Raw genomic sequence first — 26,882 nt, 5'->3', positions numbered from 1 at the left:
CCATCCGGCAGTACATTACTGCTGCTGCGAAGACTGGATCGCTGTCAGCGCGATGGTGTAAACGATATCGTCTACCAGTGCGCCACGAGACAGGTCGTTCACAGGTTTGCGCATGCCCTGCAGCATTGGCCCGATGGAGATCAGGTCGGCAGAACGCTGTACCGCTTTGTAGGTGGTGTTACCGGTGTTCAGATCCGGGAAGATGAACACGGTAGCGCGACCTGCAACCGGCGAGTTCGGCGCTTTGGATTTTGCAACGTCAGCCATGACTGCGGCATCGTACTGCAGCGGGCCGTCGATCATCAGATCAGGGCGTTTTTCCTGCGCAATACGGGTCGCTTCACGCACTTTCTCTACGTCGCTACCTGCACCAGATGTGCCGGTGGAGTAGGAGAGCATCGCCACGCGTGGCTCGATACCGAAAGCGGTCGCGGAGTCTGCGGACTGGATAGCGATCTCAGCCAGCTGCTCTGCGGTTGGATCCGGGTTGATCGCGCAGTCGCCGTAAACGTAAACCTGTTCAGGCAGCAGCATGAAGAACACGGAAGACACCAGAGAGCTGCCTGGCGCGGTTTTGATCAGCTGCAGCGGTGGACGGATGGTGTTCGCCGTGGTGTGAACCGCACCGGAAACCAGGCCGTCAACTTCGTCCTGCTCCAGCATCAGCGTGCCCAGCACCACGTTGTCTTCCAGCTGCTCACGCGCAACGGCTTCGGTCATGCCCTTGTTCTTACGCAGCTCAACCAGACGGGCAACGTAGCTTTCGCGAACCACTTCCGGGTCAACGATTTCGATGCCAGCGCCCAGCTCAACGCCCTGAGAGGCCGCTACGCGGTTGATCTCATCCGGGTTACCCAGCAGCACACAGGTCGCGATGCCGCGCTCTGCACAGATAGCCGCCGCTTTAACGGTACGTGGTTCGTCGCCTTCTGGCAGAACAACGCGTTTGCCCGCTTTACGCGCCAGCTCGGTCAGCTGGTAGCGGAAGGCTGGCGGAGACAGACGGCGGCTGCGCTCGGAGGTCGCGGTCAGGGATTCGATCCAGTCTGCGTTGATGTAGCCCGCAACGTATTCCTGAACTTTCTCGATACGCTCGTGGTCATCAACCGGCACTTCTAGGTTGAAGCTCTGCAGGCTCAGGGAGGTCTGCCAGGTGTTGGTGTTCACCATGAAGACCGGCAGGCCGGTAGCGAACGCGCGTTCGCACAGCTTGCTGACGCGTGGGTCCATCTCGTAGGCACCGGTCAGCAGGATCGCACCGATTTCCACGCCGTTCATTGCGGCCAGGCAGGCTGCAACCAGCACGTCAGGACGGTCTGCGGAGGTCACCAGCAGGGAACCTGCGCGGAAGTGTTCCAGCATGTGCGGAATGCTACGCGCACAGAAGGTCACGGACTTCACGCGACGGGTGTTAATGTCGCCTTCGTTAATCACGGTCGCGTTCAGGTGACGCGCCATGTCGATTGCACGGGTGGCAATCAGATCGAAGCTCCATGGCACCGCGCCCAGAACCGGAAGCGGGCTCGACTCCTGCAGCTTAGCCGGGTCAACTTTGATGACTTTCGCTTTGGACGAGTCGTCGAAGATCTCGGACAGGTCAGGGCGAGTACGGCCCTGCTCATCCACTGGCGCGTTCAGTTTGTTGACGATCACGCCGGTGATGTTGGTATTTTTCGCGCCGCCGAAGCTGCTGCGCGTCAGTTCGATACGCTCGTTCAGCTGTTCCGGGGTATCAGTGCCCTGAGACATCACGAAAACGATCTCTGCGTTCAGGGTTTTCGCGATTTCGAAGTTCAGAGACTGGGCAAACTGGTGTTTGCGGGTTGGAACCAGACCTTCAACCAGCACCACTTCTGCGTCTTGCGCGTTAGCATGGTAGTTGGCGATGATCTCTTCCATCAGCACGTCTTTCTGGTTGCTGGAGAGCAGAGACTCAACATGGCTCATCTTCAGCGGTTCAGCCGCCGGCAGATTGGAGTTCTTGCGAACGATGGTGGTGGTCTGGTCTGGTGCATCGCCACCGGCACGTGGCTGGGCGATTGGCTTAAAGACGCTCAGACGAACGCCTTTGCGTTCCATAGCACGGATAACGCCAAGGCTGACGCTGGTCAGGCCGACGCTGGTTCCGGTAGGGATCAGCATAATAGTACGGGACACGGTTTATCCTCTTTCGTTACCGCCCAAATCGGGCGGGTTACAAAACAGCACCGCCAGCATTGCTGGCGGTGTGGAATCAGGCAGTCAGGCGGTGCGCGTCTTGCGCGATGACCAGTTCTTCGTTAGTTGGGATAACGAGAGCAGGGCGGGTGCCTTCTTTGTTGATGAAGCCAGACTTGCCGAAGCGGGCAGCCAGGTTACGCTCGTGATCAACGTCGAAGCCCAGAACGCCCAGTTTGCCCAGGGACAGTTCACGAACCATTGCCGCGTTCTCACCGATACCACCGGTGAAGATAACCGCGTCCAGACGGCCTTCCATCAGCGCAGTGTAAGAGCCGATGTATTTCGCCAGACGGTGGCAGTAAACGTCCATTGCACGTTTAGCGTCTTCTTTCTCTGCGTAGTTGTCTTCAACGTAACGGCAGTCGCTGGTGACTTCGGTCAGACCCAGCAGGCCAGACTCTTTGGTCAGCATTTTGTTGATCTGGTCAACGCTCATGCCCAGGGTGTCGTGCAGGTGGAAGATGATCGCCGGGTCGATGTCACCGGAACGGGTACCCATCACCAGACCTTCCAGCGGGGTCAGACCCATGGACGTATCAACACATTTACCGTTGCGGATAGCAGAAACAGAACCACCGTTGCCCAGGTGGCAGGTGATGATGTTCAGTTCTTCAACCGGCTTGTTCAGCACTTTTGCCGCTTCCTGAGTCACATAGAAGTGGCTGGTGCCGTGCGCGCCGTAACGACGTACGCCGTGCTCTTTGTACAGGCTGTATGGCAGGGCATAGAGGTAAGACTCTTCCGGCATGGTCTGATGGAACGCGGTGTCGAATACGGCCACGTTTTTGTCTTTCAGATTCGGGAAGGATTTCAGCGCTTCAGCGATACCGATCAGGTGAGCCGGGTTGTGCAGCGGTGCGAAAGAGGCAGAGTCTTTGATGCCCTGGATCACAGAGTCGTCGATCACCACGGAGCTGGTGTATTTTTCGCCGCCGTGGACGATACGGTGACCAATCGCAGTCAGCTGAGCAGACAGTTCTGGTTTTTGTGCCAGAATAGTGTTAACGATAAAGTTCAGCGCTTCACTGTGAGCGGCGCCTGCACCTAAAGCCGCTTCTTGTTTGCTGCCGTCCATCTTCCACTTGATACGTGCTTCAGGCAGATGGAAACATTCGGCCAAACCAGAGAGGTATTCGTCACCGTTGAGCGCATCGATGATGGCGAATTTCAGTGAGGAGCTACCGCAGTTCAGAACCAGTACTAACTTACTCGACATGGAAGTACCTATTATTGATACGTGGCTAAAAAAACGTCAGTGAGTCTAACAGCGTAACGCATGATGACCCGGACATTTATGATTAACATCATGCCAAACGAACATTGTGGCATGATGGAAGAAATAACTATGATTTTATGCCATTTTGCACAATTTTCAGCCAAAGGCATAATATGCAATAATTTGACGAGCTAATGATTCTCGTCTAAGGCCCTATCAGGCTGGCACAGGATACCCGATACGGGGTAGTGATGACAAAATATTTTGAACGTTGTCATAGCTTGTTGTGGTTTTGCACGAAAATTTTAATTTTTATATGTGAAGTTGAGGTACAGCCATGTCGACACCAGAGAACCCGTCCGTTAATTTCTTTAGCCTGTTTCGTCGGGGACAGCATTACGCAAAGACGTGGCCGATGGAAAAGCGCCTTGCGCCGATGTTTATTGAGAATCGCACCATCCGCGCTACGCGCTATGCGATTCGCTTTATGCCGCCTGTCGCTATCTTTACGCTGTGCTGGCAGATTGCGTTGGGTGGACAGCTTGGTCCTGCCGTTGCCACGGCGCTCTTCGCATTAAGCCTGCCAATGCAGGGCCTGTGGTGGTTAGGTAAACGGTCCATCACGCCACTTCCCCCTTCTATTTTACACTGGTTTTATGAAGTGCGCGGTAAACTGGAAGAGGCCGGGCAGGCGCTCGCCCCGGTGGAAGGCAAGCCGGATTACCAGGCGCTGGCGGACACGTTAAAGCGTGCATTTAAGCAACTGGATAAAACATTCCTCGATGACTTGTGATTGATCATCGAAACGACCAAGAAAAGAGGGCACAGTAACAATCAGTTACCGTGTCTTTTTTTTAAGTGCAATGCGCTACAGGAGTCGAAAGATGGAAATGACCCATGCCCAACGTCTGATTTTGTCTAACCAGTACAAGATGATGACTATGCTTGATCCCGATAACGCTGCGCGCTACAGCCGCCTGCAAACCATCGTCGAACGCGGCTTTGGTCTACAAATGCGCGAACTGGACCGCGAGTTTGGCGAGCTGAAAGAAGAAACCTGTCGCATCGTGATCGACACTATGGAGATGTATCACGCCCTGCATGTGTCCTGGACGAATCTCAAAGATCAGCAGTCCATTGACGAGCGCCGCGTGACCTTCTTAGGCTTTGATGCCGCAACGGAAGCGCGTTATCTGAGCTATGTTCGCTTTATGGTGAATACAGAAGGGCGTTATACCCACTTTGACGCGGGCACCCACGGCTTCAACGCGCAGACCCCGATGTGGGATAAATATCAGCGTATGCTGAGCGCGTGGCACGCCTGCCCGCGTCAGTACCATTTAAGCAGCAACGAAATTCAACAAATCATTAATGCCTGACGGAGGTGCGTGTGCAGTGTAGAGGTTTTCTGTTTGATCTGGACGGTACGCTGGTGGACTCGCTGCCGGTTGTGGAACGTTCCTGGTGCCATTGGGCTGACAGACATGGCATCGACCATCAGGACGTGCTGAATTTTATCCATGGCAAACAGGCCATTACCTCGCTACGGCACTTCCTGGCCGGACGCTCTGAGGAGGACATTCAGGCGGAGTTCAAGTACCTGGAACACATTGAAGCCACCGATACGGACGGCATCACCGCGTTACCGGGCGCGCGCGAACTGCTTGAGCATCTGAACGAGGCGCAGATCCCGTGGGCTATTGTCACCTCCGGTTCCGTGCCGGTGGCCCACGCCCGGCACAAGGCTGCAGGGTTGCCAACGCCGGACGTGTTTATCACGGCGGAGCGCGTGAAGCGGGGTAAACCGGAGCCTGACGCATTTTTACTGGGCGCTGAACTGCTGGGCCTGGACCCTGCAGAGTGCGTGGTGGTCGAAGATGCGGCGGCTGGCGTACTGGCCGGGCTGAACGCAGGAAGCCACGTCATCGCCGTTAACGTTCCGGCGGAATCTCCCCGCCTGGACGAGGCAGACCTGGTGCTGGATTCACTGACGGCACTGTCTGTTTCAAAAGCCTCTGACGGAGTTGTAACCGTCTCGCTAAAAATGTAATCCCATGATATGGCCCCACATTGCTGGGGCTTTTTTATGGCAAAATTCCTCATCTTCCACTGACAAGGATAGGTTGTGAACGGTGAACTGATTTGGGTCCTGAGCCTGCTTTTAATCGCCATCATTCTTTTTGCCACGGGCAAGGTACGCATGGACGCCGTCGCCCTGTTTGTCATCGTCGCGTTTGTGCTCAGCGGAACGCTGACGCTGCCGGAAGCCTTCTCCGGATTTAGCGATCCCAACGTTATCCTGATTGCCGCCCTGTTTATTATCGGTGATGGGCTGGTGCGCACCGGCGTAGCGACCATCATGGGGTCGTGGCTGGTGAAGGTGGCGGGCAGCAGCGAAACCAAGATGCTAATCTACCTGATGGTGACCGTCGCCGGGCTGGGGGCGTTTATGAGCTCCACGGGCGTGGTCGCTATCTTTATCCCGGTGGTGCTGAGCGTCTCCATGCGGATGCAGAGCTCGCCGTCGCGCCTGATGATGCCCCTGAGCTTTGCCGGGCTTATCAGCGGCATGATGACCCTGGTGGCCACGCCGCCGAACCTGGTGGTCAACAGCGAACTGATCCGGGAAGGATTTGAGGGCTTTAGCTTTTTCAGCGTCACCCCGCTTGGGCTGGTCATTCTGGTCATGGGCGTGGTCTACATGCTGCTGACCCGTTTTGCCCTGAAAGGTGAAAAACAGGACAAAAATAAAGAAGGATGGAAGCGACGCACCTTCCGCGATCTGATTAAAGAGTACCGCCTTACCGGGCGCGCGCGCCGTCTGGCGATCCGGCCCGGCTCGCCGATGGTGGGGCAGCGGCTGGATGACCTGAAGCTGCGTGAGCGCTATGGCGCGAATGTGATCGGCGTAGAGCGCTGGCGACGGTTTCGCCGGGTGATCGTCAACGTCAACGGGGTGTCGGAATTCCGCGCGCGTGACGTCCTGCTGATTGATATGTCCACCGCGGATGTGGACCTGCGCGAGTTCTGCAGCGAACAGCTGCTGGAGCCGATGGTGCTGCGCGGGGAGTATTTCTCCGATCAGGCGCTGGATGTCGGCATGGCCGAGGTGTCGCTGATCCCGGAGTCGGAACTGCTGGGTAAAACCGTGCGGGAGATGGGGTTCCGCACCCGCTATGGCCTGAACGTCGTGGGGCTGAAGCGCGATGGCGTGGCGATGGAAGGGGCGGTGGTGGATGAGCCGATCCTGCTGGGCGATATTTTTCTCGTCGTCGGTAACTGGAAGCTGATTAGCCAGCTCGGGCAAAAAGGGCGTGATTTTGTGGTGCTCAACATGCCCGTTGAGGAGAGCGACGCGTCGCCCGCGCACAGCCAGGCGCCCCATGCGATTTTTTGCCTGGTATTGATGGTGGCGCTGATGCTGACCGATGAGATCCCCAATCCGGTCGCCGCAATCATCGCCTGCCTGTTGATGGGTAAATTCCGCTGCATTGACGCCGAAAGCGCCTATAAGGCCATTCACTGGCCGAGCATCATTCTCATTGTCGGGATGATGCCTTTTGCCCTGGCGCTGCAAAAAACCGGCGGGGTAGATCTGATCGTTAAAGGCTTAATGGACGTGGGCGGCGGGTATGGGCCATACATGATGATGGTCTGCCTGTTTATCATGTGCGCCACCATCGGCCTGTTTATCTCGAACACCGCAACGGCGGTACTGATGGCACCTATCGCCCTGGCGATGGCGAAGTCCATGGGCGTATCGCCGTATCCGTTTGCGATGATGGTGGCGATGGCCGCTTCCGCGGCGTTTATGACGCCGGTCTCTTCACCGGTAAACACGCTGGTGCTGGGACCGGGGAACTATCGATTCAGCGATTTCGTGAAGCTGGGCGTGCCGTTCACCGTGCTGGTGATGGTGGTGTGCGTGGTATTGATACCGGTCCTGTTTCCGTTCTGAGCATTTTGCCGGGTGGCGGCTGCGCCTTACCCGGCCAACAAGCCAGCAGGCCCTGCAAGCGCAGCGCCGCTGGGCGTAAATCAGAGGGGAGAATCCTGGCTGATCTCATCCAGCGATAAATGGAAGCTCGGTACAAACACCTGCATAAAGTAATCCATCTCTTCGCTGCGGCGGGATTCCAGCGTTTTTTCCAGGCGCGTTTTCGCCAGCAAGAATTCGTTATTCCCTGCGGACAACTCTTCGAGACACTTCAGATAGGCACACAGCGCGTCGGCCTGTTTAACCAGCGACTTCTCCTCTTCCGTGTATTGATGCTCGTTGATAAGCGGCTCGAAAATATCACGAAGCTCTTCGGGCACCATCTCAATCAGCTTCTGCTGGGCAATTTTCTCAATGGCCTTATATTCCTGCGCAATCTGCGAATTGAAATATTTCACCGGCGTAGGCAGGTCGCCGGTGAGCACTTCTGACGCATCGTGGTACATCGCCAGCAGGGCAATGCGTTCCGCATTAACCTGACCGTTGAATTTGCGATTTTTAATCGCGGCAAGCGCGTGAGCGACCATCGCAACCTGCAGACTGTGCTCTGACACATTTTCCGTGCGGACATTGCGCATCAGCGGCCAGCGGTTGATGAGTTTCAGGCGGGAGAGGTGGGCAAAGAAATGACTCTGACTCATAGGTTACCTTTTGTCTTCACTGCGACAGGCGTTCATTGTGCGGGGAGGGGAGGCAAGATGCAAATTTGCGGATTTTGTAGGCCGGGTAAGCGCAGCGCCACCCGGCAGAAAGGCAACGTTACTGATGGTATCCTGAGAGGAAGCGGCCGAAACGGCTGATGGCCATTTCCAGGTCATCTTCGCGCGGCAGCGTCACGATACGCACGTGATCCGGCCACGGCCAGTTAAACGCCGTGCCCTGAACCAGCAGCACTTTTTCCTGCAGCAGGAAATCGAGCACCATTTTCTGGTCGTCGTGGATATTGAAGCGCTTTGCGTCAATTTTCGGGAACATATAGAGCGCCCCGTTCGGCTTCACGCAGGAGACGCCCGGAATATCGTTAATCAGTTCCCACGCGCGGTTACGCTGTTCGTACAGGCGACCGCCGGGCACGATAAACTCGCTGATGCTCTGATAGCCGCCGAGCGCGGTCTGGATCGCGTGCTGCGCCGGCACGTTGGCGCATAAACGCATGGAGGCCAGCATCTCCAGCCCTTCAATATAGCCTTTGGCGTGTTTTTTAGGACCGTTTAACACCATCCAGCCCTGGCGGAAACCGGCCACGCGGTAGGTTTTGGACAGGCCGTTAAAGGTGACGGTCAGCAGGTCCGGGGCCAGCGCGGCGATGGAATGGTGCTGCGCCGCGTCGTAGAGGATCTTGTCGTAAATTTCGTCTGCAAAGATGATCAGGTTGTGCTGGCGGGCCAGCTCGACGATCTCCATCAGCAGCTCTTTTGAGTAGACCGCGCCCGTCGGGTTGTTGGGGTTAATAATGACGATACCGCGCGTGCGGGGCGTAATTTTTGCGCGTATATCATCCAGGTCCGGGAACCAGTCGGAGGATTCGTCGCACAGATAATGCACTGCTTTACCGCTGGACAGTGATACGGCAGCCGTCCACAGCGGATAGTCCGGCGCGGGTACCAGCATTTCGTCCCCGCTGTTCAGCAGGGCCTGCATTGCCTGCACAATCAGTTCGGAGACGCCGTTGCCGATATAGATATCTTCAACGGTAACATCACGCATACCGCGTGCCTGGTAGTGCTGCATAATGGCTTTACGTGCGGAGTAAAGTCCTTTTGAATCGCAATAGCCTTGTGCAGTCGGAAGGTTGCGGATCACATCAACCAGAATTTCATCCGGCGCTTCAAAACCAAACGGCGCAGGGTTACCAATGTTGAGTTTCAGAACCTTGTTGCCTTCTTCTTCAAGGCGTTTTGCCTCTTTCAGAACCGGGCCGCGGATGTCATAACAGACGTTATCTAGCTTGCTGGATTTTTCGATAGGGGACATGAACCTTTAACCTTTTCGCTATTATTGCCGCTCCCTGCCGTGGAAGTCAGCACGGAATAATGTACTCCCCCCTCGCTTCGTTTTGAAGGGTGTGCAGGAGAAGATTTTGTGCCCGGAGAAAATTATTGATGAATCTTTTTCGCTGCGCGTACGCTTTTTCACTGTCTTAAAGTTGCGCGCTTAGCGAGAGGTTAGGTTAAATGTGCTATCCATTTGCCAAAATACTGTATAATGTGCTGTTAAAAATAAGTGGTAAGCTGGACAGAGGTGGCAATCACCCTGAGTGACTTTTCGTAAAACCTGAATGCTTGATACCTGTTTCTGTAATAGCATACTGTGGATAAAAGTTACTCATGTGAAATTAATGTTAAGTGCCATTAATGAATAGTCTTAATCTAAATTAAAATTTATTTATTATTAACCTATAAAATGCAACTTTAGTTAATTTTAATAAAATTAGTTTAGAAGCTTAACATTCTTCTTTAATCCTTAATATTGCAATAAGACTTATAAATAAAGTGGATTTGGGTTAAGATGTCTTCAAGGAAAGCAGAGGACAGATGCACGTTTTTTGTATATCTGACACTGGTTTTCTGAATTAATTGATTGTTATTGTTAGAGTTATCTCTGGCTGGAATGTGTCGCACATCTCCTGCTACGTTGACAGCGCTGCGATACAGATGGCAGAAAAGGTGTTATACCTTTAATGTAATTTACATAAACCTGCGAACATCTAAATATCCTGAACGTTTAAGAGAATAAAAATAACGTCATGAAACGTGCTTTCTGACTGTTGATATAAAGCAGCACAATAACTATCTGTCAGGCAGTCTGCCGGGCCGGGATGCGAGGGAAAATCTTCAGAGGGAATTGCTTAACTGTACACACACAGCTTCAACCCGGGCAGCTCCGCACGAGCAACCTGAAAGTGAATAGATATGATAAATGCAAATCGTCCGATAATGAATCTCGACCTCGATCTGCTGAGAACGTTTGTTGCGGTCGCCGATCTCAACACTTTTGCAGCAGCTGCTGCCGCCGTTTGCCGAACTCAGTCCGCCGTCAGCCAGCAAATGCAGCGGCTGGAGCAACTGGTTGGTAAAGAGCTATTTGCCCGTCACGGGCGTAATAAGCTCTTAACGGAACACGGTATTCAGCTTCTGGGTTATGCCAGGAAAATTCTTCGCTTTAATGATGAAGCATGTATGTCATTAATGTTTAGCAACCTTCAGGGCGTGCTAACGTTAGGTGCATCTGATGAGTCGGCGGATACTATATTGCCGTTTCTTCTCAATCGCATCAGTTCGGTTTATCCGAAGCTTGTGCTGGACGTTAGCGTAAAGCGTAATGCTTTTATGGTTGAGATGTTAAATGAGAATAAAGTCGACCTGGTGGTCACCACGCATCGTCCCGGGCAGTTTGATTGCCTGACGCTGCGAACATCACCTACGCACTGGTATTGCGCGGCCGAATACGTGCTGCAAAAAGGCGAGCCGGTGCCGCTGGTGTTACTGGATGACCCGAGCCCGTTCCGCGATATGGTGCTGACGGCGCTGAATGAGGCCAATATTCCGTGGCGTCTGGCGTATGTGGCGTCCACGCTGCCAGCGGTGCGTGCCGCCGTGAAAGCCGGTCTGGGTGTTACCGCCCGTCCGGTAGAAATGATGAGCCCCGATCTGCGCGTTCTGGGAAAATCCGATGGCCTGCCTGCGCTGCCGGATACGGAATATCTGCTCTGCCATAATTCGTCCAGCCATAACGAGCTGGCAAAGGTGGTGTTCGAGGCGATGGAAAACTACCATAACCCGTGGCAGTTCGAGCGCGTTACCTCCGAAGGGGGGGATGATTCCCTGATCGTTGAAGGGGATTTTGAGTGATCGCCAGCTCAAAATTCTGGTAACAAAATGTAAGTGTAAAAAAAAGCCACTCGTGTGATTTTCACATGCAGTGGCTTTTTTTTAGCAATAATACCCGTGTATGCCGTGTGGATTTCCGGGATATCCTCTATTTATCAATAAGCTAAATGCTTTTGATTAAAACTCATCCGTTTTCCGTTCTAACTTCATCCATATCCCCCCTATGTTAAAAAAACAGGAAATATGTTGCCGTTTTCCAGGTTGAATTAACAAAAGCGTGTCGCAGATCAAGAAAATACTCCTATTTGGGGGGAGGAATCGTTGGCAAATCCTGTCAAAATAGGAGGGTTATTTTTTTTACTTCCGAAACGGACACGATTCAACAACATACATTTGACGGAAAGTCATGTACCCACCAGGGTTAAAGGGCACCAAATGTTAATGAGAATCGCTCGATGTAATTTAATGTGAAGAAACCTTTGTTAAAGTTGACAATAGGTTATAGAAAGGAGTAAAAAACCCCATCATTTTGCTGTCTACGTCTCATTTCTGACAGTTAGTGTAAGGTTATTTGTTCCTCCCCATGAATCGATGTGATGCCCATCTGCCAGCAAGAGCAGTGTCGTTGGTATCACTTTTGATGAGTAAGCAATGAGTATGTCAACATCCACAGAAGTCATCGCTCATCACTGGGCATTCGCAATCTTTCTTATTGTAGCCATTGGCCTGTGCTGCCTGATGTTAGTCGGCGGCTGGTTCCTGGGCGGTCGCGCCCGTGCAAGGCACAAAAACACACCTTTCGAATCAGGTATTGATTCAGTAGGTACCGCTCGCTTACGCCTGTCTGCCAAGTTTTACCTGGTAGCCATGTTCTTCGTCATCTTCGACGTGGAAGCGCTTTACCTCTTCGCGTGGTCTACCTCCATTCGCGAAAGTGGTTGGGTGGGCTTTGTCGAGGCCGCAATTTTCATTTTAGTGCTACTGGCCGGTCTGGTTTATCTGGTGCGTATTGGCGCGCTTGACTGGACGCCTGCGCGTTCACGTCGTGAACACATCAACCCGGAAAACAGTATCTCTAATCGTCAGCAGTAACAGCGAGGCAATAAGATGGATTATACGCTCACCCGCATAGATCCTAACGGTGAGAATGACCGTTACCCCCTGCAAAAACAGGAGATCGTAACCGACCCCCTGGAGCAAGAAGTCAATAAAAGCGTGTACATGGGCAAACTCGAACATGCCATGCACGATATGGTCAACTGGGGTCGTAAGAACTCCATCTGGCCTTACAACTTTGGCCTTTCTTGCTGCTACGTTGAAATGGTGACGTCATTCACTGCGGTGCATGACGTTGCGCGTTTTGGGGCAGAGGTACTGCGTGCTTCCCCACGTCAGGCTGACCTGATGGTGGTGGCCGGTACCTGCTTTACCAAGATGGCACCTGTTATTCAGCGTCTTTATGACCAGATGCTGGAGCCAAAATGGGTTATCTCCATGGGCGCATGTGCTAACTCTGGCGGTATGTACGACATCTATTCTGTCGTACAGGGCGTAGATAAATTTATCCCAGTGGATGTGTACATCCCGGGTTGTCCGCCTCGTCCGGAAGCCTACATGCAGGCGCTGATGCTGCTGCAGGAGTCCATCGGTAAAGAACGTCGCCCACTGTCGTGGGTCGTTGGCGATCAGGGTGTGTATCGCGCGAACATGCAGTCTGAGCGCGAGCGTAAACGTGGTGAACGTATTGCCGTCACCAATCTGCGTACGCCTGACGAAATTTAATTTGCGCCTGTAGGCCTGGAGAACACCTTCGCATATCACTACTCAAATAGCGCGAAGCCAGGCTCAACAGTCACCACGGACCATTTGCAATGGTGAACAATATGACCGACTTAACCGCGCAAGAAGCCGCCTGGCAGACCCGGGATCATCTGGATGACCCAGTCATTGGCGAACTGCGCAACCGTTTTGGGCCGGATGCCTTTACTGTTCAGGCTACCCGCACCGGGGTACCCGTTGTTTGGGTGAAGCGTGAACAATTGCTGGAAGTTGTCGATTTCCTCAAGAAATTGCCAAAACCATACGTCATGCTGTTTGACTTACACGGCATGGACGAACGTCTCAGAACGCACCGCCAGGGTCTCCCTGCTGCGGATTTTTCCGTTTTCTACCACCTGATCTCAATAGACCGTAATACGGATATCATGCTCAAGGTGGCATTGTCTGAAAACGACATGCATCTGCCGACGATCACCAAACTTTTCCCGAACGCCAACTGGTACGAGCGTGAGACATGGGAAATGTTCGGCATGACCTTCGACGGCCACCCACACCTGACGCGCATCATGATGCCGCAGACCTGGACCGGCCACCCGCTGCGTAAAGACTACCCGGCACGTGCTACCGAATTCGATCCGTTTGAGCTGACCAAAGCCAAGCAGGATCTGGAGATGGAGGCGCTGACCTTCAAACCGGAAGACTGGGGCATGAAGCGCGGTACCGACAACGAGGACTTCATGTTCCTCAACCTCGGTCCGAACCACCCGTCTGCGCACGGTGCTTTCCGTATTATTCTTCAGCTCGACGGCGAAGAGATTGTCGACTGCGTGCCAGACATCGGCTACCACCACCGTGGTGCTGAGAAGATGGGCGAGCGTCAGTCCTGGCACAGCTACATTCCGTATACTGACCGTATCGAGTACCTCGGCGGCTGCGTCAACGAAATGCCATACGTGCTGGCCGTTGAGAAACTGGCAGGCATTACCGTGCCGGATCGCGTTAACGTGATTCGCGTCATGCTGTCAGAACTGTTCCGTATCAACAGCCACCTGCTGTACATCTCCACGTTCATTCAGGACGTCGGCGCGATGACCCCGGTCTTCTTCGCCTTTACCGATCGCCAGAAAATTTACGATCTGGTAGAAGCCATTACCGGTTTCCGTATGCACCCGGCCTGGTTCCGTATCGGCGGTGTGGCACACGATCTGCCGCGCGGCTGGGACCGTCTGCTGCGTGAATTCCTCGACTGGATGCCGAAACGTCTGGCCTCTTACGAGAAAGCCGCGCTGCGCAACACCATCCTGAAAGGGCGTTCCCAGGGCGTTGCTGCCTACGGCGCGAAAGAAGCGCTGGAGTGGGGGACAACAGGTGCAGGTCTGCGTGCGACCGGTATTGATTTCGACGTGCGTAAAGCCCGTCCTTACTCTGGCTACGAGAACTTCGACTTTGAAGTCCCGGTGGGCGGCGGCGTTTCCGACTGCTACACCCGCGTGATGCTGAAAGTGGAAGAGCTGCGCCAGAGTCTGCGCATCCTTGAGCAGTGCCTCAACAACATGCCGGAAGGCCCGTTCAAGGCGGATCACCCGCTGACCACGCCGCCACCGAAAGAGCGCACGCTGCAACATATCGAAACCCTGATCACCCACTTCCTGCAGGTTTCCTGGGGCCCGGTCATGCCGGCACAAGAATCCTTCCAGATGATCGAAGCGACCAAGGGTATTAACAGTTACTACCTGACCAGTGACGGCAGCACCATGAGCTACCGTACCCGCGTGCGTACGCCGAGCTTTGCGCACCTGCAGCAGATCCCGTCCGCCATCCGCGGCAGTCTGGTCTCCGACCTGATTGTGTATCTGGGTAGTATCGATTTTGTTATGTCAGATGTGGACCGCTAATTATGCACGAGAATCAACAACCACAAACCGAGGCTTTTGAGCTGAGTGAAGCAGAACGTGCCGCCATTGAGCACGAGATGCACCACTACGAAGACCCGCGTGCGGCGTCCATTGAAGCGCTGAAAATCGTACAGAAACAGCGTGGTTGGGTGCCGGACGGGGCGATCTATGCGATCGCGAAAGTGCTGGGTATTCCGGCAAGTGACGTAGAAGGCGTAGCCACGTTCTACAGCCAGATCTTCCGTCAGCCGGTAGGCCGCCATGTGATCCGCTACTGTGACAGCGTGGTCTGCCACATCACCGGTTATCAGGGCATTCAGGCTGCGATTGAGAAGAAGCTCAATATCAAGCCGGGCCAGACCACGTTCGATGGGCGCTTTACTCTGCTGCCAACCTGCTGCCTGGGTAACTGCGACAAGGGGCCGACCATGATGATTGATGAGGACACTCACAGCCATCTGACGCCGGAAGCGATTCCTGACCTGCTGGAGCAGTACAAATGAAAACTGTAATTCGTACTGCTGAGACGCATCCACTGACCTGGCGTCTGCGTGATGACAAACAGCCGGTATGGCTCGACGAATATCAGAGCAAAAACGGCTATGCCGGTGCGCGTAAAGCCCTTGGCGGCATGGCGCCGGACGACATCGTTAACGCGGTAAAAGAGTCTGGCCTGAAAGGCCGCGGCGGCGCGGGCTTCTCCACCGGTCTGAAGTGGAGCCTGATGCCAAAAGACGAATCCATGAACATCCGTTACCTGCTGTGTAACGCCGATGAAATGGAGCCGGGTACCTATAAAGACCGCCTGCTGATGGAGCAGCTGCCGCACCTGCTGGTGGAAGGCATGCTGATCTCTGCGTTCGCGCTGAAAGCGTACCGTGGCTACATCTTCCTGCGCGGTGAGTACATCGAAGCGGCAGAAAATCTGCGTCGCGCGATTGCCGAAGCCACCGAAGCGGGACTGCTGGGCAAAAACATTCTGGGCACCGGGTTTGACTTCGAGCTGTTCGTGCACACCGGTGCTGGGCGTTATATCTGCGGTGAAGAGACCGCGCTGATTAACTCCCTGGAAGGCCGCCGTGCGAACCCGCGTTCCAAGCCGCCGTTCCCGGCAAGCTCCGGCGTGTGGGGTAAACCGACCTGCGTAAACAACGTCGAAACCCTGTGTAACGTTCCGGCTATCCTCGCGAACGGCGTGGAGTGGTATCAGGGCATCTCCTCAAGCAAAGATGCCGGTACCAAGCTGATGGGCTTCTCCGGTCGCGTGAAAAATCCTGGCGTCTGGGAACTGCCGTTCGGTACCACCGCGCGCGAAATTCTTGAAGACTACGCCGGCGGCATGCGCGATGGCCTGAAATTCAAAGCCTGGCAGCCGGGTGGGGCAGGGACAGACTTCCTGACCGAAGCCCACCTTGACCTGCCGATGGAATTCGAAAGCATTGGTAAAGCAGGCAGCCGTCTGGGTACGGCGCTGGCGATGGCCGTCGACCACGAGATCGGCATGGTCTCGCTGGTGCGTAACCTGGAAGAGTTCTTCGCCCGTGAGTCCTGCGGCTGGTGCACACCGTGCCGTGATGGTCTGCCGTGGAGCGTGAAGATCCTGCGTGCAATCGAACGTGGCGAAGGCCAGCCTGGCGATATCGAAACGCTTGAGCAACTGTGTCGATTCTTAGGCCCGGGTAAAACCTTCTGTGCCCACGCACCGGGTGCCGTCGAACCTCTGCAGAGCGCGATCAAATATTTCCGCGACGAGTTTGAAGCAGGCATCAAGCAGCCGTTCAGCAATACCCATGCGATCAATGGGATTCAGCCGAACCTGCTTAAAGCGCGCTGGTAACGACAAGAATTTTGATTAACGCTCGGTTTCGACCGAGCCAACTGGAAGCATGCTAATGGCTACGATTCATGTAGACGGCAAAGAATACGAAGTCAACGGGGCGGACAACCTGCTGGAAGCTTGTCTGTCTCTTGGCCTCGATATTCCGTACTTTTGCTGGCATCCGGCGCTGGGCAGCGTCGGTGCTTGCCGCCAGTGTGCGGTGAAGCAATATCAAAACGCGGAAGACACGCGTGGTCGCCTGGTGATGTCCTGTATGACGCCAGCCACCGAAGGCACCTTTATTTCGATTGATGACGAAGAAGCCAAACAGTTCCGTGAAAGCGTTGTGGAATGGTTGATGACCAACCACCCGCACGACTGCCCGGTCTGTGAAGAGGGCGGTAACTGCCACCTTCAGGATATGACCGTGATGACCGGTCACAGCTTCCGTCGCTATCGCTTTACCAAGCGTACCCACCGTAACCAGGATCTGGGGCCGTTCATCTCTCACGAAATGAACCGCTGCATCGCCTGCTACCGCTGCGTGCGTTACTACAAAGACTATGCAGACGGTCAGGATCTGGGCGTGTATGGCGCACATGACAACGTCTACTTCGGCCGTCCGGAAGACGGCGTGCTGGAGAGCGAATTCTCCGGTAACCTGGTAGAAATCTGCCCGACCGGCGTCTTCACGGATAAGACCCACTCCGAGCGTTACAACCGTAAATGGGACATGCAGTTTGCGCCAAGCATCTGCCAGCAATGTTCTCTCGGCTGTAACACCAGCCCGGGTGAGCGCTACGGCGAACTGCGTCGTATCGAAAACCGTTACAACGGTACCGTTAACCACTACTTCCTGTGCGACCGCGGTCGTTTCGGCTATGGCTATGTGAACCTGAAGGACCGTCCGCGTCAGCCGGTTCAGCGCCGTGGCGACGACTTCATTACCCTGAACGCTGAACAGGCGATGCAGGGCGCGGCAGATATTCTGCGCCAGTCGAAGAAAGTGATTGGTATCGGCTCCCCGCGCGCCAGCATCGAAAGCAACTTCGCGCTGCGCGAGCTGGTCGGGGCGGAAAACTTCTATACCGGCATCGCCCAGGGCGAGCAGGAACGTCTGCAGCTGGTACTGAAAGTGCTGCGTGAAGGCGGTATCCATACCCCTGCGCTGCGCGAAATTGAATCCTATGATGCGGTTCTGGTGCTGGGTGAAGACCTGACGCAGACCGGCGCACGCGCGGCTCTGGCGGTTCGTCAGGCGGTGAAGGGAAAAGCACGTGAAATGGCAGCGGCGCAGAAAGTGGCTGACTGGCAGATTGCGGCAATCCTGAACATCGGCCAGCGCGCGAAGCACCCTCTGTTTGTGACCAACGTCGACAATACCCGTCTGGACGATATTGCGGCGTGGACCTACTGCGCACCGGTTGAAGATCAGGCGCGTCTTGGCTTTGCCATTGCCCACGCGCTGGACAACAACTCACCGGCCGTTGAGCTGGATCGCGACCTGCAAAACAAGGTTGACGTGATTGTTCAGGCCCTGGCCGGTGCGAAGAAACCGCTGATTATTTCCGGTACCAACGCCGGTAGCGCAGAGATCATTCAGGCCGCAGCCAACGTGGCCAAAGCCCTGAAAGGCCGCGGTGCTGACGTTGGCGTGACCATGATTGCCCGTGCGGTGAACAGCATTGGTCTGGGCATGATTGGCGGCGGCTCGCTGGAAGCTGCGTTAAGCGAACTGGAATCCGGTGCCGCTGACGCCGTGGTGGTGCTGGAAAACGACCTGCATCGTCATGCTTCTGCCGCGCGTGTCGACGCTGCACTCTCTAAAGCGCCGCTGGTGATGGTTATCGATCATCAGCGCACCGCGATTATGGATAAAGCGCACCTGGTGCTCTCTGCGGCAAGCTTCGCAGAAAGCGACGGTACCGTTATCAACAACGAAGGCCGCGCGCAGCGTTTCTTCCAGGTTTATGACCCGGCGTACTACGACAGCAACACCGTGATGCTGGAGAGCTGGCGCTGGCTGCACTCCCTGCACAGCACCGTGCAGAGCCGTGAAGTGGACTGGACGCAGCTCGACCATGTTATCGACGCGGTGGTGGAAAAACTGCCTCAGCTGGCAGGCATTAAAGATGCCGCGCCTGAAGCGAGCTTCCGCATTCGCGGCCAGAAACTGGCGCGTGAACCGCACCGTTACAGCGGCCGTACCGCGATGCGCGCCAACATCAGCGTGCACGAACCGCGCCAGCCGCAGGATAAAGACACCATGTTCGCCTTCTCCATGGAAGGGAACAACCAGCCGTCTGCGCCGCGTTCGCAAATCCCGTTCGCATGGGCACCGGGCTGGAACTCCCCGCAGGCATGGAACAAGTTCCAGGCTGAAGTGGGCGGCTCCCTGCGCCACGGCGATCCGGGCGTGCGTCTGATTGAAGCCTCCGAAACCGGTCTGGACTTCTTCACCACCGTACCGGCGAGCTTCCAGGCGCAGGACGGTAGCTGGCGTATTGCCCCGTACTACCACCTGTTCGGTAGCGACGAGCTGTCCCAGCGTTCACCGGTCTTCCAGACCCGCATGCCGCAGCCGTACATCAAGCTCAACCCGGCGGATGCCGCGAAGCTTGGCGTTAACGCGGGCGCGAACATTGCCTTTAGCTATGACGGCCAGACCATCAGCCTGCCGCTGATTATTTCTGAAAGTCTGACAGCAGGGCAGGTCGGTCTGCCGATGGGTATGCCTGGCATCGCGCCGGTTCTGGCGGGTGCGCGTCTTGATAATCTGCAGGAGGCAAAAGCATGAGTTGGTTAACGCCGGATCTTATCGACATCCTGCTGAGCATTCTGAAAGCGATTGTCATTCTGCTGGTGGTGGTCACCTGTGGTGCGTTCATGAGCTTTGGTGAACGTCGTCTGCTTGGTCTGTTCCAGAACCGTTACGGACCGAACCGCGTGGGCTGGGGTGGTTCACTCCAGCTGGTCGCGGACATGATTAAGATGTTCTTTAAAGAGGACTGGATCCCGCGCTTCTCGGATCGCGTGATCTTTACTCTGGCACCGATGATCGCCTTCACCTCGCTGCTGCTGGCGTTTGCTATCGTGCCGGTCAGCCCGACCTGGGTGGTCGCTGACCTGAACATCGGCATTCTGTTCTTCCTGATGATGGCAGGCCTCGCGGTTTACGCGGTCCTGTTCGCAGGCTGGTCCAGTAACAACAAATACTCGCTGCTGGGTGCGATGCGTGCGTCCGCGCAGACCCTGAGCTACGAAGTGTTCCTGGGTCTCTCCCTGATGGGCGTGGTGGCGCAGGCCGGTTCATTTAACATGACCGACATCGTCAACAACCAGGCCGACATCTGGAACGTGATTCCGCAGTTCTTTGGGTTTATTACCTTTGCTATCGCGGGCGTGGCGGTGTGTCACCGTCACCCGTTTGACCAGCCAGAAGCCGAACAGGAACTGGCCGACGGTTACCACATCGAATATTCCGGTATGAAATTCGGTCTGTTCTTCGTGGGCGAGTACATCGGTATCGTCACCATTTCCGCGTTGATGGTAACGCTGTTCTTCGGTGGCTGGCATGGCCCGTTCTTACCGCCGTTCATCTGGTTCGCGCTGAAAACCGCGTTCTTCATGATGATGTTCATTTTGATTCGCGCAGCGTTACCGCGTCCGCGTTATGACCAGGTAATGTCCTTCGGTTGGAAAGTGTGCCTGCCGCTGACGCTCGTCAACTTGTTGGTAACGGCCGCTGTCATTCTCTGGCAGCAGCCATAAGGGGCAATAGACCATGACCTTAAAAGAATTACTGGTAGGCTTCGGTACCCAGGTACGCAGTATCTGGATGATCGGCCTGCACGCGTTTGCCAAACGCGAAACCCGGATGTACCCGGAGGAGCCGGTATATCTGCCGCCGCGCTACCGTGGCCGTATCGTGCTGACGCGCGACCCGGACGGTTCCGAGCGCTGCGTTGCCTGTAACCTGTGTGCGGTAGCGTGCCCGGTTGGCTGTATCTCTCTGCAGAAAGCCGAGACGGTAGACGGCCGCTGGTACCCTGAGTTCTTCCGCATCAACTTCTCACGCTGCATTTTCTGCGGTCTGTGTGAAGAAGCGTGCCCAACCACGGCGATTCAGCTGACTCCAGACTTCGAGCTGGGTGAGTACAAGCGTCAGGACCTGGTGTACGAGAAAGAGGATCTGCTGATTTCCGGTCCGGGCAAATACCCGGAATATAACTTCTACCGGATGGCGGGTATGGCAATCGACGGCAAAGATAAGGGCGAAGCAGAGAACGAAGCCAAGCCTATCGACGTCAAGAGCCTGTTACCGTAAGGAGAGGGCAATGGAATTCGCTTTTTATATCTGTGGCCTTATCGCCATCCTGGCTACGCTGCGAGTGATCACGCACACCAACCCGGTGCATGCGCTGCTGTACTTAATCATCTCGCTGCTGGCCATTTCCGGGGTGTTCTTCGCACTGGGCGCGCACTTCGCCGGTGCGCTGGAAATCATCGTCTACGCCGGGGCCATCATGGTGCTGTTCGTGTTCGTCGTGATGATGCTGAACCTGGGCGGCTCTGAAATCGAGCAGGAACGTCAGTGGTTAAAACCGCAGGTGTGGATCGGCCCGGCAATTTTGTCGGCCATCATGCTGGTGGTGATCGTGTACGCCATTCAGGGTGTTAACGATCAGGGCATCGACGGCACGCCGATTGGCGCTAAAGAGGTCGGTATTACGCTCTTTGGCCCATACGTTCTGGCGGTTGAACTGGCCTCCATGCTGCTGCTGGCAGGTCTGGTTGTGGCCTTCCACGTTGGCCGCGAAGAGCGTGCTGGCGAGGTGCTGAGCAACCGCACTGACGACCGCGCGAAAAGAAAAACGGAGGAGCGCGCATGATCCCCTTAACACATGGACTGATCCTCGCTGCGATTTTATTCGTTCTGGGTCTGACTGGTCTGGTTATCCGCCGCAATCTGCTGTTTATGCTGATCGGGCTGGAAATCATGATTAACGCCTCCGCGCTGGCCTTCGTGGTCGCCGGAAGCTACTGGGGCCAGACCGATGGTCAGGTGATGTACATTCTCGCCATCAGCCTTGCGGCTGCCGAAGCGAGTATTGGCCTGGCGCTGTTGCTGCAGCTCCATCGTCGCCGCCAGAATCTGAACATCGATTCAGTAAGTGAGTTGCGTGGATGAACATGCTTGCCTTAACCATTATTTTTCCGCTGATTGGCTTCGTGCTGCTGGCGTTTTCTCGTGGCCGCTGGTCTGAGAATCTGTCTGCAACCGTCGGCATGGGCTCTGTTGGCCTGGCCGCGCTGGTGACAGCGTATGCGGGTATCGACTTCTTTAACAACGGGCGTCAGCCTTTCAGCGTGCCGCTGTGGACCTGGATGTCGGTCGGTGATTTCAACATCGGTTTCAACCTGGTGCTGGATGGTCTCTCCCTGACTATGCTCTCCGTGGTCACCGGCGTCGGCTTCCTGATCCACATGTTCGCCTCCTGGTATATGCGCGGTGAAGAGGGTTACTCCCGCTTCTTCGCCTACACCAACCTGTTTATCGCCAGCATGGTGGTTCTGGTCCTGGCCGATAACCTGCTGCTGATGTATCTGGGCTGGGAAGGCGTGGGTCTGTGTTCTTACCTGCTGATCGGTTTCTACTATACCGAACCGAAGAATGGCGCAGCGGCCATGAAAGCGTTCGTCGTGACCCGCGTGGGTGACGTCTTCCTCGCTTTCGCGCTGTTCATTCTTTACAACGAACTGGGCACGCTGAACTTCCGCGAAATGGTTGAACTGGCGCCAGCGCACTTCGCCGCAGGCAACAACATGCTGTGGTGGGCAACGCTGATGCTGCTGGGTGGTGCCGTGGGTAAATCCGCGCAGCTGCCGTTGCAGACATGGCTGGCCGACGCGATGGCGGGTCCAACCCCTGTCTCCGCGCTGATCCACGCTGCGACCATGGTTACCGCCGGTGTTTACCTGATTGCGCGTACCCATGGCCTGTTCCTGATGACTCCGGAAATTCTGCACCTGGTGGGTATCGTAGGTGCGGTCACGCTGGTGCTGGCAGGCTTTGCCGCGTTGGTGCAGACCGACATCAAGCGCGTACTTGCGTATTCCACCATGAGTCAGATTGGTTACATGTTCCTCGCGCTGGGCGTTCAGGCCTGGGACGCGGCCATTTTCCACCTGATGACGCACGCGTTCTTTAAAGCGCTGCTGTTCCTCTCATCCGGTTCGGTGATTCTGGCCTGCCATCACGAGCAGAACATCTTCAAAATGGGCGGACTGCGTAAGTCCATCCCGCTGGTGTATGTCTGCTTCCTGGTGGGCGGCGCGGCGCTGGCGGCACTGCCGTTGATCACCGCGGGCTTCTTCAGTAAGGACGAAATCCTTGCGGGTGCCATGGCGAATGGTCATATCAATCTGATGGTTGCGGGTCTGGTCGGTGCGTTCATGACCTCCCTGTATACCTTCCGTATGATTTTCATCGTATTCCACGGTAAAGAACAAATTCACGCTCACGCAGGGAAGGGGATTACCCATCACCTGCCGCTGATTGTGCTGCTGGTACTGTCCACCTTCGTTGGCGCGATGATTGTGCCTCCGCTGCAGGGCGTGCTGCCGGCGACAACCGAGCTTGAGCACGGTCGCGTTCTGACGCTTGAAATCACCTCCGGTGTGGTCGCTATCGCGGGCATCCTGATTGCGGCATGGCTGTGGCTGGGCAAACGTACGCTGGTCACTGCCGTGGCCAACAGTGCGCCGGGCCGCCTGCTGGGCACCTGGTGGTACAACGCGTGGGGCTTCGACTGGCTGTACGACATGATCTTCGTTAAGCCGTTCCTGGGCATCGCGTGGCTGCTGAAGCGCGACCCGCTGAACAGCCTGATGAATATCCCGGCGATCCTTTCCCGCTTTGCAGGCAAAGGCCTGCTGTACAGCGAGAACGGTTACCTGCGCTGGTATGTGGCGTCCATGAGCATCGGTGCGGTTGTCGTGCTGGCGCTGCTGATGGTGTTGCGTTGATCGTTAAGTGAATTTTATTCGAATTCGTTGAAAATCAGGCCCCTGCTGGGGGCCTTAAAAAGGAATGTAAATCGCCATGTTACTACCCTGGCTAATATTAATTCCCTTCATCGGCGGCTTCCTGTGCTGGCAGACTGAACGCTTTGGCGTGAAGATGCCGCGCTGGATCGCGCTGATCACCATGGGATTGACGCTCGCGCTTGGCCTGCAACTGTGGTTGCAGGGCGGTTACTCACTGACCCAGTCTGCGGGCATTCCGCAGTGGCAGTCTGAGTTCATCCTGCCGTGGATCCCACGTTTCGGCATTACGATCCACCTGGCGATTGACGGTCTCTCACTGCTGATGGTGGTGTTGACCGGCCTGCTCGGCGTTCTGGCGGTACTCTGCTCCTGGCGTGAAATCGAAAAATACCAGGGCTTCTTCCACCTGAACCTGATGTGGATCCTGGGCGGCGTGATCGGCGTGTTCCTTGCCATCGACATGTTCCTGTTCTTCTTCTTCTGGGAGATGATGCTGGTGCCGATGTACTTCCTGATCGCGCTGTGGGGCCACAAGGCGTCCGACGGTAAAACGCGTATCACGGCGGCAACCAAGTTCTTCATCTATACCCAGGCGAGTGGTCTGGTGATGTTGATTGCCATTCTGGCGCTGGTGTTTGTTCACCACAACGCGACCGGCACCTGGACCTTCAACTACGAAGACCTGCTGAAGACCCCAATGTCGCACGGCGTGGAATATCTGCTGATGCTGGGCTTCTTCATCGCCTTCGCGGTGAAAATGCCGGTGGTTCCGCTGCACGGCTGGCTGCCAGACGCGCACTCTCAGGCGCCAACGGCGGGTTCCGTTGACCTGGCGGGCATCTTGCTGAAAACGGCGGCCTACGGTCTGCTGCGTTTCGCTCTGCCGCTGTTCCCGAACGCCTCCGCAGAATTCGCACCGATTGCCATGTGGCTGGGTGTGATCGGTATCTTCTACGGTGCCTGGATGGCCTTCACCCAGTACGACATCAAGCGTCTGATTGCCTACACCTCCGTTTCCCACATGGGATTCGTGCTGATTGCTATCTACACCGGCAGCCAGCTGGCGTACCAGGGGGCGGTGATCCAGATGATTGCGCACGGTCTGTCCGCAGCCGGCCTCTTCATCCTGTGCGGCCAGCTGTATGAACGTCTGCACACCCGCGACATGCGTATGATGGGCGGCCTGTGGAGCAAAATTAAGTGGCTGCCAGCGCTCTCCATGTTCTTCGCGGTGGCGACTCTGGGGATGCCGGGCACCGGTAACTTCGTCGGCGAATTTATGATTCTGTTCGGCAGCTTCAAAGTGGTACCGGTGATTACCGTGATCTCCACCTTTGGTCTGGTGTTCGCTTCCGTCTATTCGCTGGCGATGCTGCACCGCGCTTACTTCGGTAAAGCGAAGAGCGAAATTGCTGCACAAGAACTGCCGGGGATGTCGCTGCGTGAGCTGTTCATCATCCTGCTGCTGGTCGTACTGCTGGTGCTGCTGGGCTTCTTCCCGCAGCCGATTCTGGATACCTCGCACAGCGCGATGGGCAATATCCAGCAGTGGTTTGTTAATTCTGTTTCTACTACAAGGCCGTAATTCGCCATGACAATAACTCCACAACAACTGATCGCGCTGCTACCGCTGCTGATCGTCGGATTGACGGTGGTGGTTGTGATGCTCTCCATTGCGTGGCGACGCAATCACTTCCTGAATGCCACGCTGTCGGTCATCGGCCTGAACGCCGCGTTAGTCTCACTCTGGTTTGTTGGCCAGGGTGGGGCGATGGACGTCACCCCGCTGATGCGCGTTGACGGTTACGCCATGCTGTATACCGGTCTGGTGCTGCTGGCGAGCCTGGCAACCTGTACCTTTGCGTACCCGTGGCTTGAAGGCTACAACGACAACAAAGAAGAGTTTTACCTGCTGGTTCTGATTGCCGCGCTGGGCGGCATTCTGCTGGCGAATGCGAACCACCTGGCCGCGCTGTTCCTCGGCATTGAGCTGATCTCTCTGCCGCTGTTCGGTCTGATTGGTTACGCCTTCCGCCAGAAGCGCTCGCTGGAAGCAAGCATCAAGTACACCATCCTGTCTGCGGCGGCGTCCTCGTTCCTGCTGTTTGGTATTGCGCTGGTGTACGCACAGTCCGGTAACCTCTCCTTTATGGCGCTCGGCAAGAGCCTCGGTGACGGCATGCTGCATGAGCCGCTGCTGCTGGCGGGTCTGGGCATGATGATTGTTGGCCTTGGCTTCAAACTCTCTCTGGTCCCGTTCCACCTGTGGACGCCAGACGTCTACCAGGGTGCACCGGCTCCGGTGTCGACCTTCCTGGCGACGGCGAGCAAAATCGCCATCTTCGGGGTGGTGATGCGTCTGTTCCTGTACGCGCCGGTGGGAGACAGCGAAGCGGTTCGCGTGGTGCTGGGCATCATCGCGTTCGTCTCCATCATCTTCGGTAACCTGATGGCGCTGAGCCAGACCAATATCAAGCGTCTGCTGGGCTACTCGTCTATCTCTCATCTGGGCTACCTGATGGTGGCGCTGATTGCGCTGCAGAGCGGTGAGATGTCGATGGAAGCCGTGGGCGTCTATCTGGCCGGCTACCTGTTCAGCAGCCTCGGCGCCTTCGGCGTGGTGAGCCTGATGTCCAGCCCGTACCGTGGTCCGGATGCCGATTCACTGTTCTCTTACCGTGGTCTGTTCTGGCACCGTCCGATCCTGTCCGCCGTAATGACCGTGATGATGCTCTCTCTGGCCGGTATTCCGATGACGCTTGGCTTTATCGGTAAGTTCTACGTGCTGGCCGTCGGTGTGCAGGCGCACCTGTGGTGGCTGACCGCGGGCGTGGTGATCGGCTCCGCGATTGGTCTCTACTACTACCTGCGCGTGGCCGTGAGCCTGTACCTGAGCGCACCTCAGCAGCTCAATCGTGATGCTCCAGGCAACTGGCAGTACAGCGCTGGTGGTATCGTGGTACTCATCTCCGCGCTGCTGGTGCTGATCTTCGGTATCTATCCGCAACCGCTGATTGATATCGTGCAGCGCGCGATGCCATTAATGTAAAAACAAAAACCCGCCTCGGCGGGTTTT

22 protein-coding genes are annotated in these 26,882 nt (G+C 55.8%); 18 read left to right on the top strand and 4 right to left on the bottom strand.

Annotation, left to right across the window (positions count from 1 at the left end; all coding sequences use genetic code 11):
- Positions 1-15 precede the first annotated feature (15 nt).
- Together pta and ackA are read right to left on the bottom strand one after the other, a co-directional pair.
- Positions 16-2,157 carry a phosphate acetyltransferase gene (gene pta / locus ACVCAM_RS07870; RefSeq protein ID WP_023294122.1) on the bottom strand — a complete coding sequence of 714 codons (2,142 nt, stop codon included), beginning with the start codon at positions 2,155-2,157 and terminating at the stop codon, positions 16-18.
- A gap of 76 nt (positions 2,158-2,233) precedes the next feature.
- Complete coding sequence (ackA, locus tag ACVCAM_RS07865) at positions 2,234-3,436, bottom strand: acetate kinase (RefSeq protein WP_008502876.1); 1,203 nt, start codon at positions 3,434-3,436, stop codon at positions 2,234-2,236.
- Positions 3,437-3,773: 337 nt separating this feature from the next.
- Here ackA and yfbV point away from each other — a divergent pair, with 337 nt between their 5' ends.
- The 4 genes from yfbV (at position 3,774) to ACVCAM_RS07845 (ending at position 7,394) form a co-directional block, all read left to right on the top strand.
- A complete protein-coding gene (gene yfbV / locus ACVCAM_RS07860) occupies positions 3,774-4,229 on the top strand; it encodes a terminus macrodomain insulation protein YfbV (protein WP_008502875.1) in 456 nt (151 codons plus the stop codon).
- A gap of 91 nt (positions 4,230-4,320) precedes the next feature.
- Positions 4,321-4,815, top strand: coding sequence for a YfbU family protein (locus ACVCAM_RS07855; protein WP_407223532.1), 495 nt, complete (start codon positions 4,321-4,323; stop codon positions 4,813-4,815).
- Positions 4,816-4,826: 11 nt separating this feature from the next.
- A complete protein-coding gene (locus tag ACVCAM_RS07850; protein WP_021241560.1) occupies positions 4,827-5,486 on the top strand; it encodes a sugar phosphatase in 660 nt (219 codons plus the stop codon).
- Positions 5,487-5,561: 75 nt separating this feature from the next.
- Positions 5,562-7,394 (top strand): SLC13 family permease, encoded by a 1,833-nt coding sequence (locus tag ACVCAM_RS07845; RefSeq protein ID WP_023344589.1) that lies wholly within the window; start codon positions 5,562-5,564, stop codon positions 7,392-7,394.
- Between the two features lie 80 nt (positions 7,395-7,474).
- On the opposite strand, the gene yfbR is transcribed toward ACVCAM_RS07845, so the two are convergent.
- Entirely contained in the window at positions 7,475-8,074 is a 600-nt protein-coding gene (gene yfbR / locus ACVCAM_RS07840; RefSeq protein WP_023344588.1) for a 5'-deoxynucleotidase, read from the bottom strand.
- Positions 8,075-8,192: 118 nt separating this feature from the next.
- Positions 8,193-9,407 carry an alanine transaminase AlaA gene (gene alaA / locus ACVCAM_RS07835; protein ID WP_008500204.1) on the bottom strand — a complete coding sequence of 405 codons (1,215 nt, stop codon included), beginning with the start codon at positions 9,405-9,407 and terminating at the stop codon, positions 8,193-8,195.
- 938 nt (positions 9,408-10,345) lie between these two features.
- On the opposite strand from alaA, the gene lrhA reads away from it, so the two are divergent.
- The 14 genes from lrhA (at position 10,346) to nuoN (ending at position 26,855) form a co-directional block, all read left to right on the top strand.
- Complete coding sequence (lrhA, locus tag ACVCAM_RS07830; protein ID WP_220421246.1) at positions 10,346-11,284, top strand: transcriptional regulator LrhA; 939 nt, start codon at positions 10,346-10,348, stop codon at positions 11,282-11,284.
- 630 nt (positions 11,285-11,914) lie between these two features.
- Positions 11,915-12,355: an NADH-quinone oxidoreductase subunit NuoA gene (gene nuoA / locus ACVCAM_RS07825; protein ID WP_006176516.1), complete on the top strand. Its 441-nt coding sequence runs from the start codon at positions 11,915-11,917 to the stop codon at positions 12,353-12,355.
- A 15-nt stretch (positions 12,356-12,370) separates the two neighbouring features.
- Positions 12,371-13,045 (top strand): NADH-quinone oxidoreductase subunit NuoB, encoded by a 675-nt coding sequence (gene nuoB / locus ACVCAM_RS07820; RefSeq protein WP_003861482.1) that lies wholly within the window; start codon positions 12,371-12,373, stop codon positions 13,043-13,045.
- An 89-nt stretch (positions 13,046-13,134) separates the two neighbouring features.
- Positions 13,135-14,937, top strand: coding sequence for an NADH-quinone oxidoreductase subunit C/D (gene nuoC / locus ACVCAM_RS07815; RefSeq protein WP_008500207.1), 1,803 nt, complete (start codon positions 13,135-13,137; stop codon positions 14,935-14,937).
- A 2-nt stretch (positions 14,938-14,939) separates the two neighbouring features.
- Positions 14,940-15,440: an NADH-quinone oxidoreductase subunit NuoE gene (gene nuoE / locus ACVCAM_RS07810; protein WP_008500208.1), complete on the top strand. Its 501-nt coding sequence runs from the start codon at positions 14,940-14,942 to the stop codon at positions 15,438-15,440.
- A complete protein-coding gene (gene nuoF / locus ACVCAM_RS07805; protein ID WP_008500209.1) occupies positions 15,437-16,774 on the top strand; it encodes an NADH-quinone oxidoreductase subunit NuoF in 1,338 nt (445 codons plus the stop codon). Before nuoE ends, nuoF begins: the two co-directional genes overlap by 4 nt.
- A 55-nt stretch (positions 16,775-16,829) precedes the next feature.
- A complete protein-coding gene (nuoG, locus tag ACVCAM_RS07800) occupies positions 16,830-19,553 on the top strand; it encodes an NADH-quinone oxidoreductase subunit NuoG (RefSeq protein ID WP_025913145.1) in 2,724 nt (907 codons plus the stop codon).
- Positions 19,550-20,527, top strand: a complete 978-nt coding sequence (gene nuoH / locus ACVCAM_RS07795; protein ID WP_008500211.1) for an NADH-quinone oxidoreductase subunit NuoH — start codon at positions 19,550-19,552, stop codon at positions 20,525-20,527. Before nuoG ends, nuoH begins: the two co-directional genes overlap by 4 nt.
- Positions 20,528-20,540: 13 nt before the next feature.
- On the top strand, positions 20,541-21,083 hold the full coding sequence (gene nuoI / locus ACVCAM_RS07790) for an NADH-quinone oxidoreductase subunit NuoI (RefSeq protein WP_003861491.1): 543 nt from the start codon (positions 20,541-20,543) through the stop codon (positions 21,081-21,083).
- A 10-nt stretch (positions 21,084-21,093) separates the two neighbouring features.
- Complete coding sequence (nuoJ, locus tag ACVCAM_RS07785) at positions 21,094-21,648, top strand: NADH-quinone oxidoreductase subunit J (RefSeq protein ID WP_447093564.1); 555 nt, start codon at positions 21,094-21,096, stop codon at positions 21,646-21,648.
- Positions 21,645-21,947 carry an NADH-quinone oxidoreductase subunit NuoK gene (gene nuoK / locus ACVCAM_RS07780; protein WP_003861496.1) on the top strand — a complete coding sequence of 101 codons (303 nt, stop codon included), beginning with the start codon at positions 21,645-21,647 and terminating at the stop codon, positions 21,945-21,947. The genes nuoJ and nuoK overlap by 4 nt, the downstream gene beginning before the upstream one ends.
- The gene (gene nuoL / locus ACVCAM_RS07775) at positions 21,944-23,785 is read left to right on the top strand and encodes an NADH-quinone oxidoreductase subunit L (RefSeq protein WP_447093563.1); all 1,842 of its coding nucleotides are present in this window, start codon (positions 21,944-21,946) and stop codon (positions 23,783-23,785) included. Before nuoK ends, nuoL begins: the two co-directional genes overlap by 4 nt.
- A gap of 76 nt (positions 23,786-23,861) precedes the next feature.
- Positions 23,862-25,391, top strand: coding sequence for an NADH-quinone oxidoreductase subunit M (nuoM, locus tag ACVCAM_RS07770; protein ID WP_008500214.1), 1,530 nt, complete (start codon positions 23,862-23,864; stop codon positions 25,389-25,391).
- Between the two features lie 6 nt (positions 25,392-25,397).
- A complete protein-coding gene (gene nuoN / locus ACVCAM_RS07765; protein ID WP_008500215.1) occupies positions 25,398-26,855 on the top strand; it encodes an NADH-quinone oxidoreductase subunit NuoN in 1,458 nt (485 codons plus the stop codon).
- The last annotated feature ends 27 nt before the right edge of the window (positions 26,856-26,882 follow it).

Source organism: Enterobacter sp. CFEC122, from assembly GCF_052983755.1.
Note: the sequence above shows the minus strand (reverse complement) of the source record. Positions and strands in the feature narration are given on the sequence as shown.

Bases quoted from the DNA above. Each gene is read 5' to 3' on its own strand.
- nuoC (WP_008500207.1), top strand. From the start codon at position 13,135: ATGGTGAACAATATGACCGACTTAACCGCGCAAGAAGCCGCCTGGCAG.
- yfbV (WP_008502875.1), top strand. From the start codon at position 3,774: ATGTCGACACCAGAGAACCCGTCCGTTAATTTCTTTAGCCTGTTTCGT.
- alaA (WP_008500204.1), bottom strand. From the start codon at position 9,407: ATGTCCCCTATCGAAAAATCCAGCAAGCTAGATAACGTCTGTTATGAC.
- ACVCAM_RS07855 (WP_407223532.1), top strand. From the start codon at position 4,321: ATGGAAATGACCCATGCCCAACGTCTGATTTTGTCTAACCAGTACAAG.
- nuoH (WP_008500211.1), top strand. From the start codon at position 19,550: ATGAGTTGGTTAACGCCGGATCTTATCGACATCCTGCTGAGCATTCTG.
- nuoJ (WP_447093564.1), top strand. From the start codon at position 21,094: ATGGAATTCGCTTTTTATATCTGTGGCCTTATCGCCATCCTGGCTACG.
- nuoK (WP_003861496.1), top strand. From the start codon at position 21,645: ATGATCCCCTTAACACATGGACTGATCCTCGCTGCGATTTTATTCGTT.
- lrhA (WP_220421246.1), top strand. From the start codon at position 10,346: ATGATAAATGCAAATCGTCCGATAATGAATCTCGACCTCGATCTGCTG.
- nuoB (WP_003861482.1), top strand. From the start codon at position 12,371: ATGGATTATACGCTCACCCGCATAGATCCTAACGGTGAGAATGACCGT.
- nuoG (WP_025913145.1), top strand. From the start codon at position 16,830: ATGGCTACGATTCATGTAGACGGCAAAGAATACGAAGTCAACGGGGCG.
- nuoM (WP_008500214.1), top strand. From the start codon at position 23,862: ATGTTACTACCCTGGCTAATATTAATTCCCTTCATCGGCGGCTTCCTG.
- nuoL (WP_447093563.1), top strand. From the start codon at position 21,944: ATGAACATGCTTGCCTTAACCATTATTTTTCCGCTGATTGGCTTCGTG.
- nuoI (WP_003861491.1), top strand. From the start codon at position 20,541: ATGACCTTAAAAGAATTACTGGTAGGCTTCGGTACCCAGGTACGCAGT.
- nuoF (WP_008500209.1), top strand. From the start codon at position 15,437: ATGAAAACTGTAATTCGTACTGCTGAGACGCATCCACTGACCTGGCGT.
- nuoE (WP_008500208.1), top strand. From the start codon at position 14,940: ATGCACGAGAATCAACAACCACAAACCGAGGCTTTTGAGCTGAGTGAA.
- nuoA (WP_006176516.1), top strand. From the start codon at position 11,915: ATGAGTATGTCAACATCCACAGAAGTCATCGCTCATCACTGGGCATTC.
- yfbR (WP_023344588.1), bottom strand. From the start codon at position 8,074: ATGAGTCAGAGTCATTTCTTTGCCCACCTCTCCCGCCTGAAACTCATC.
- nuoN (WP_008500215.1), top strand. From the start codon at position 25,398: ATGACAATAACTCCACAACAACTGATCGCGCTGCTACCGCTGCTGATC.
- ackA (WP_008502876.1), bottom strand. From the start codon at position 3,436: ATGTCGAGTAAGTTAGTACTGGTTCTGAACTGCGGTAGCTCCTCACTG.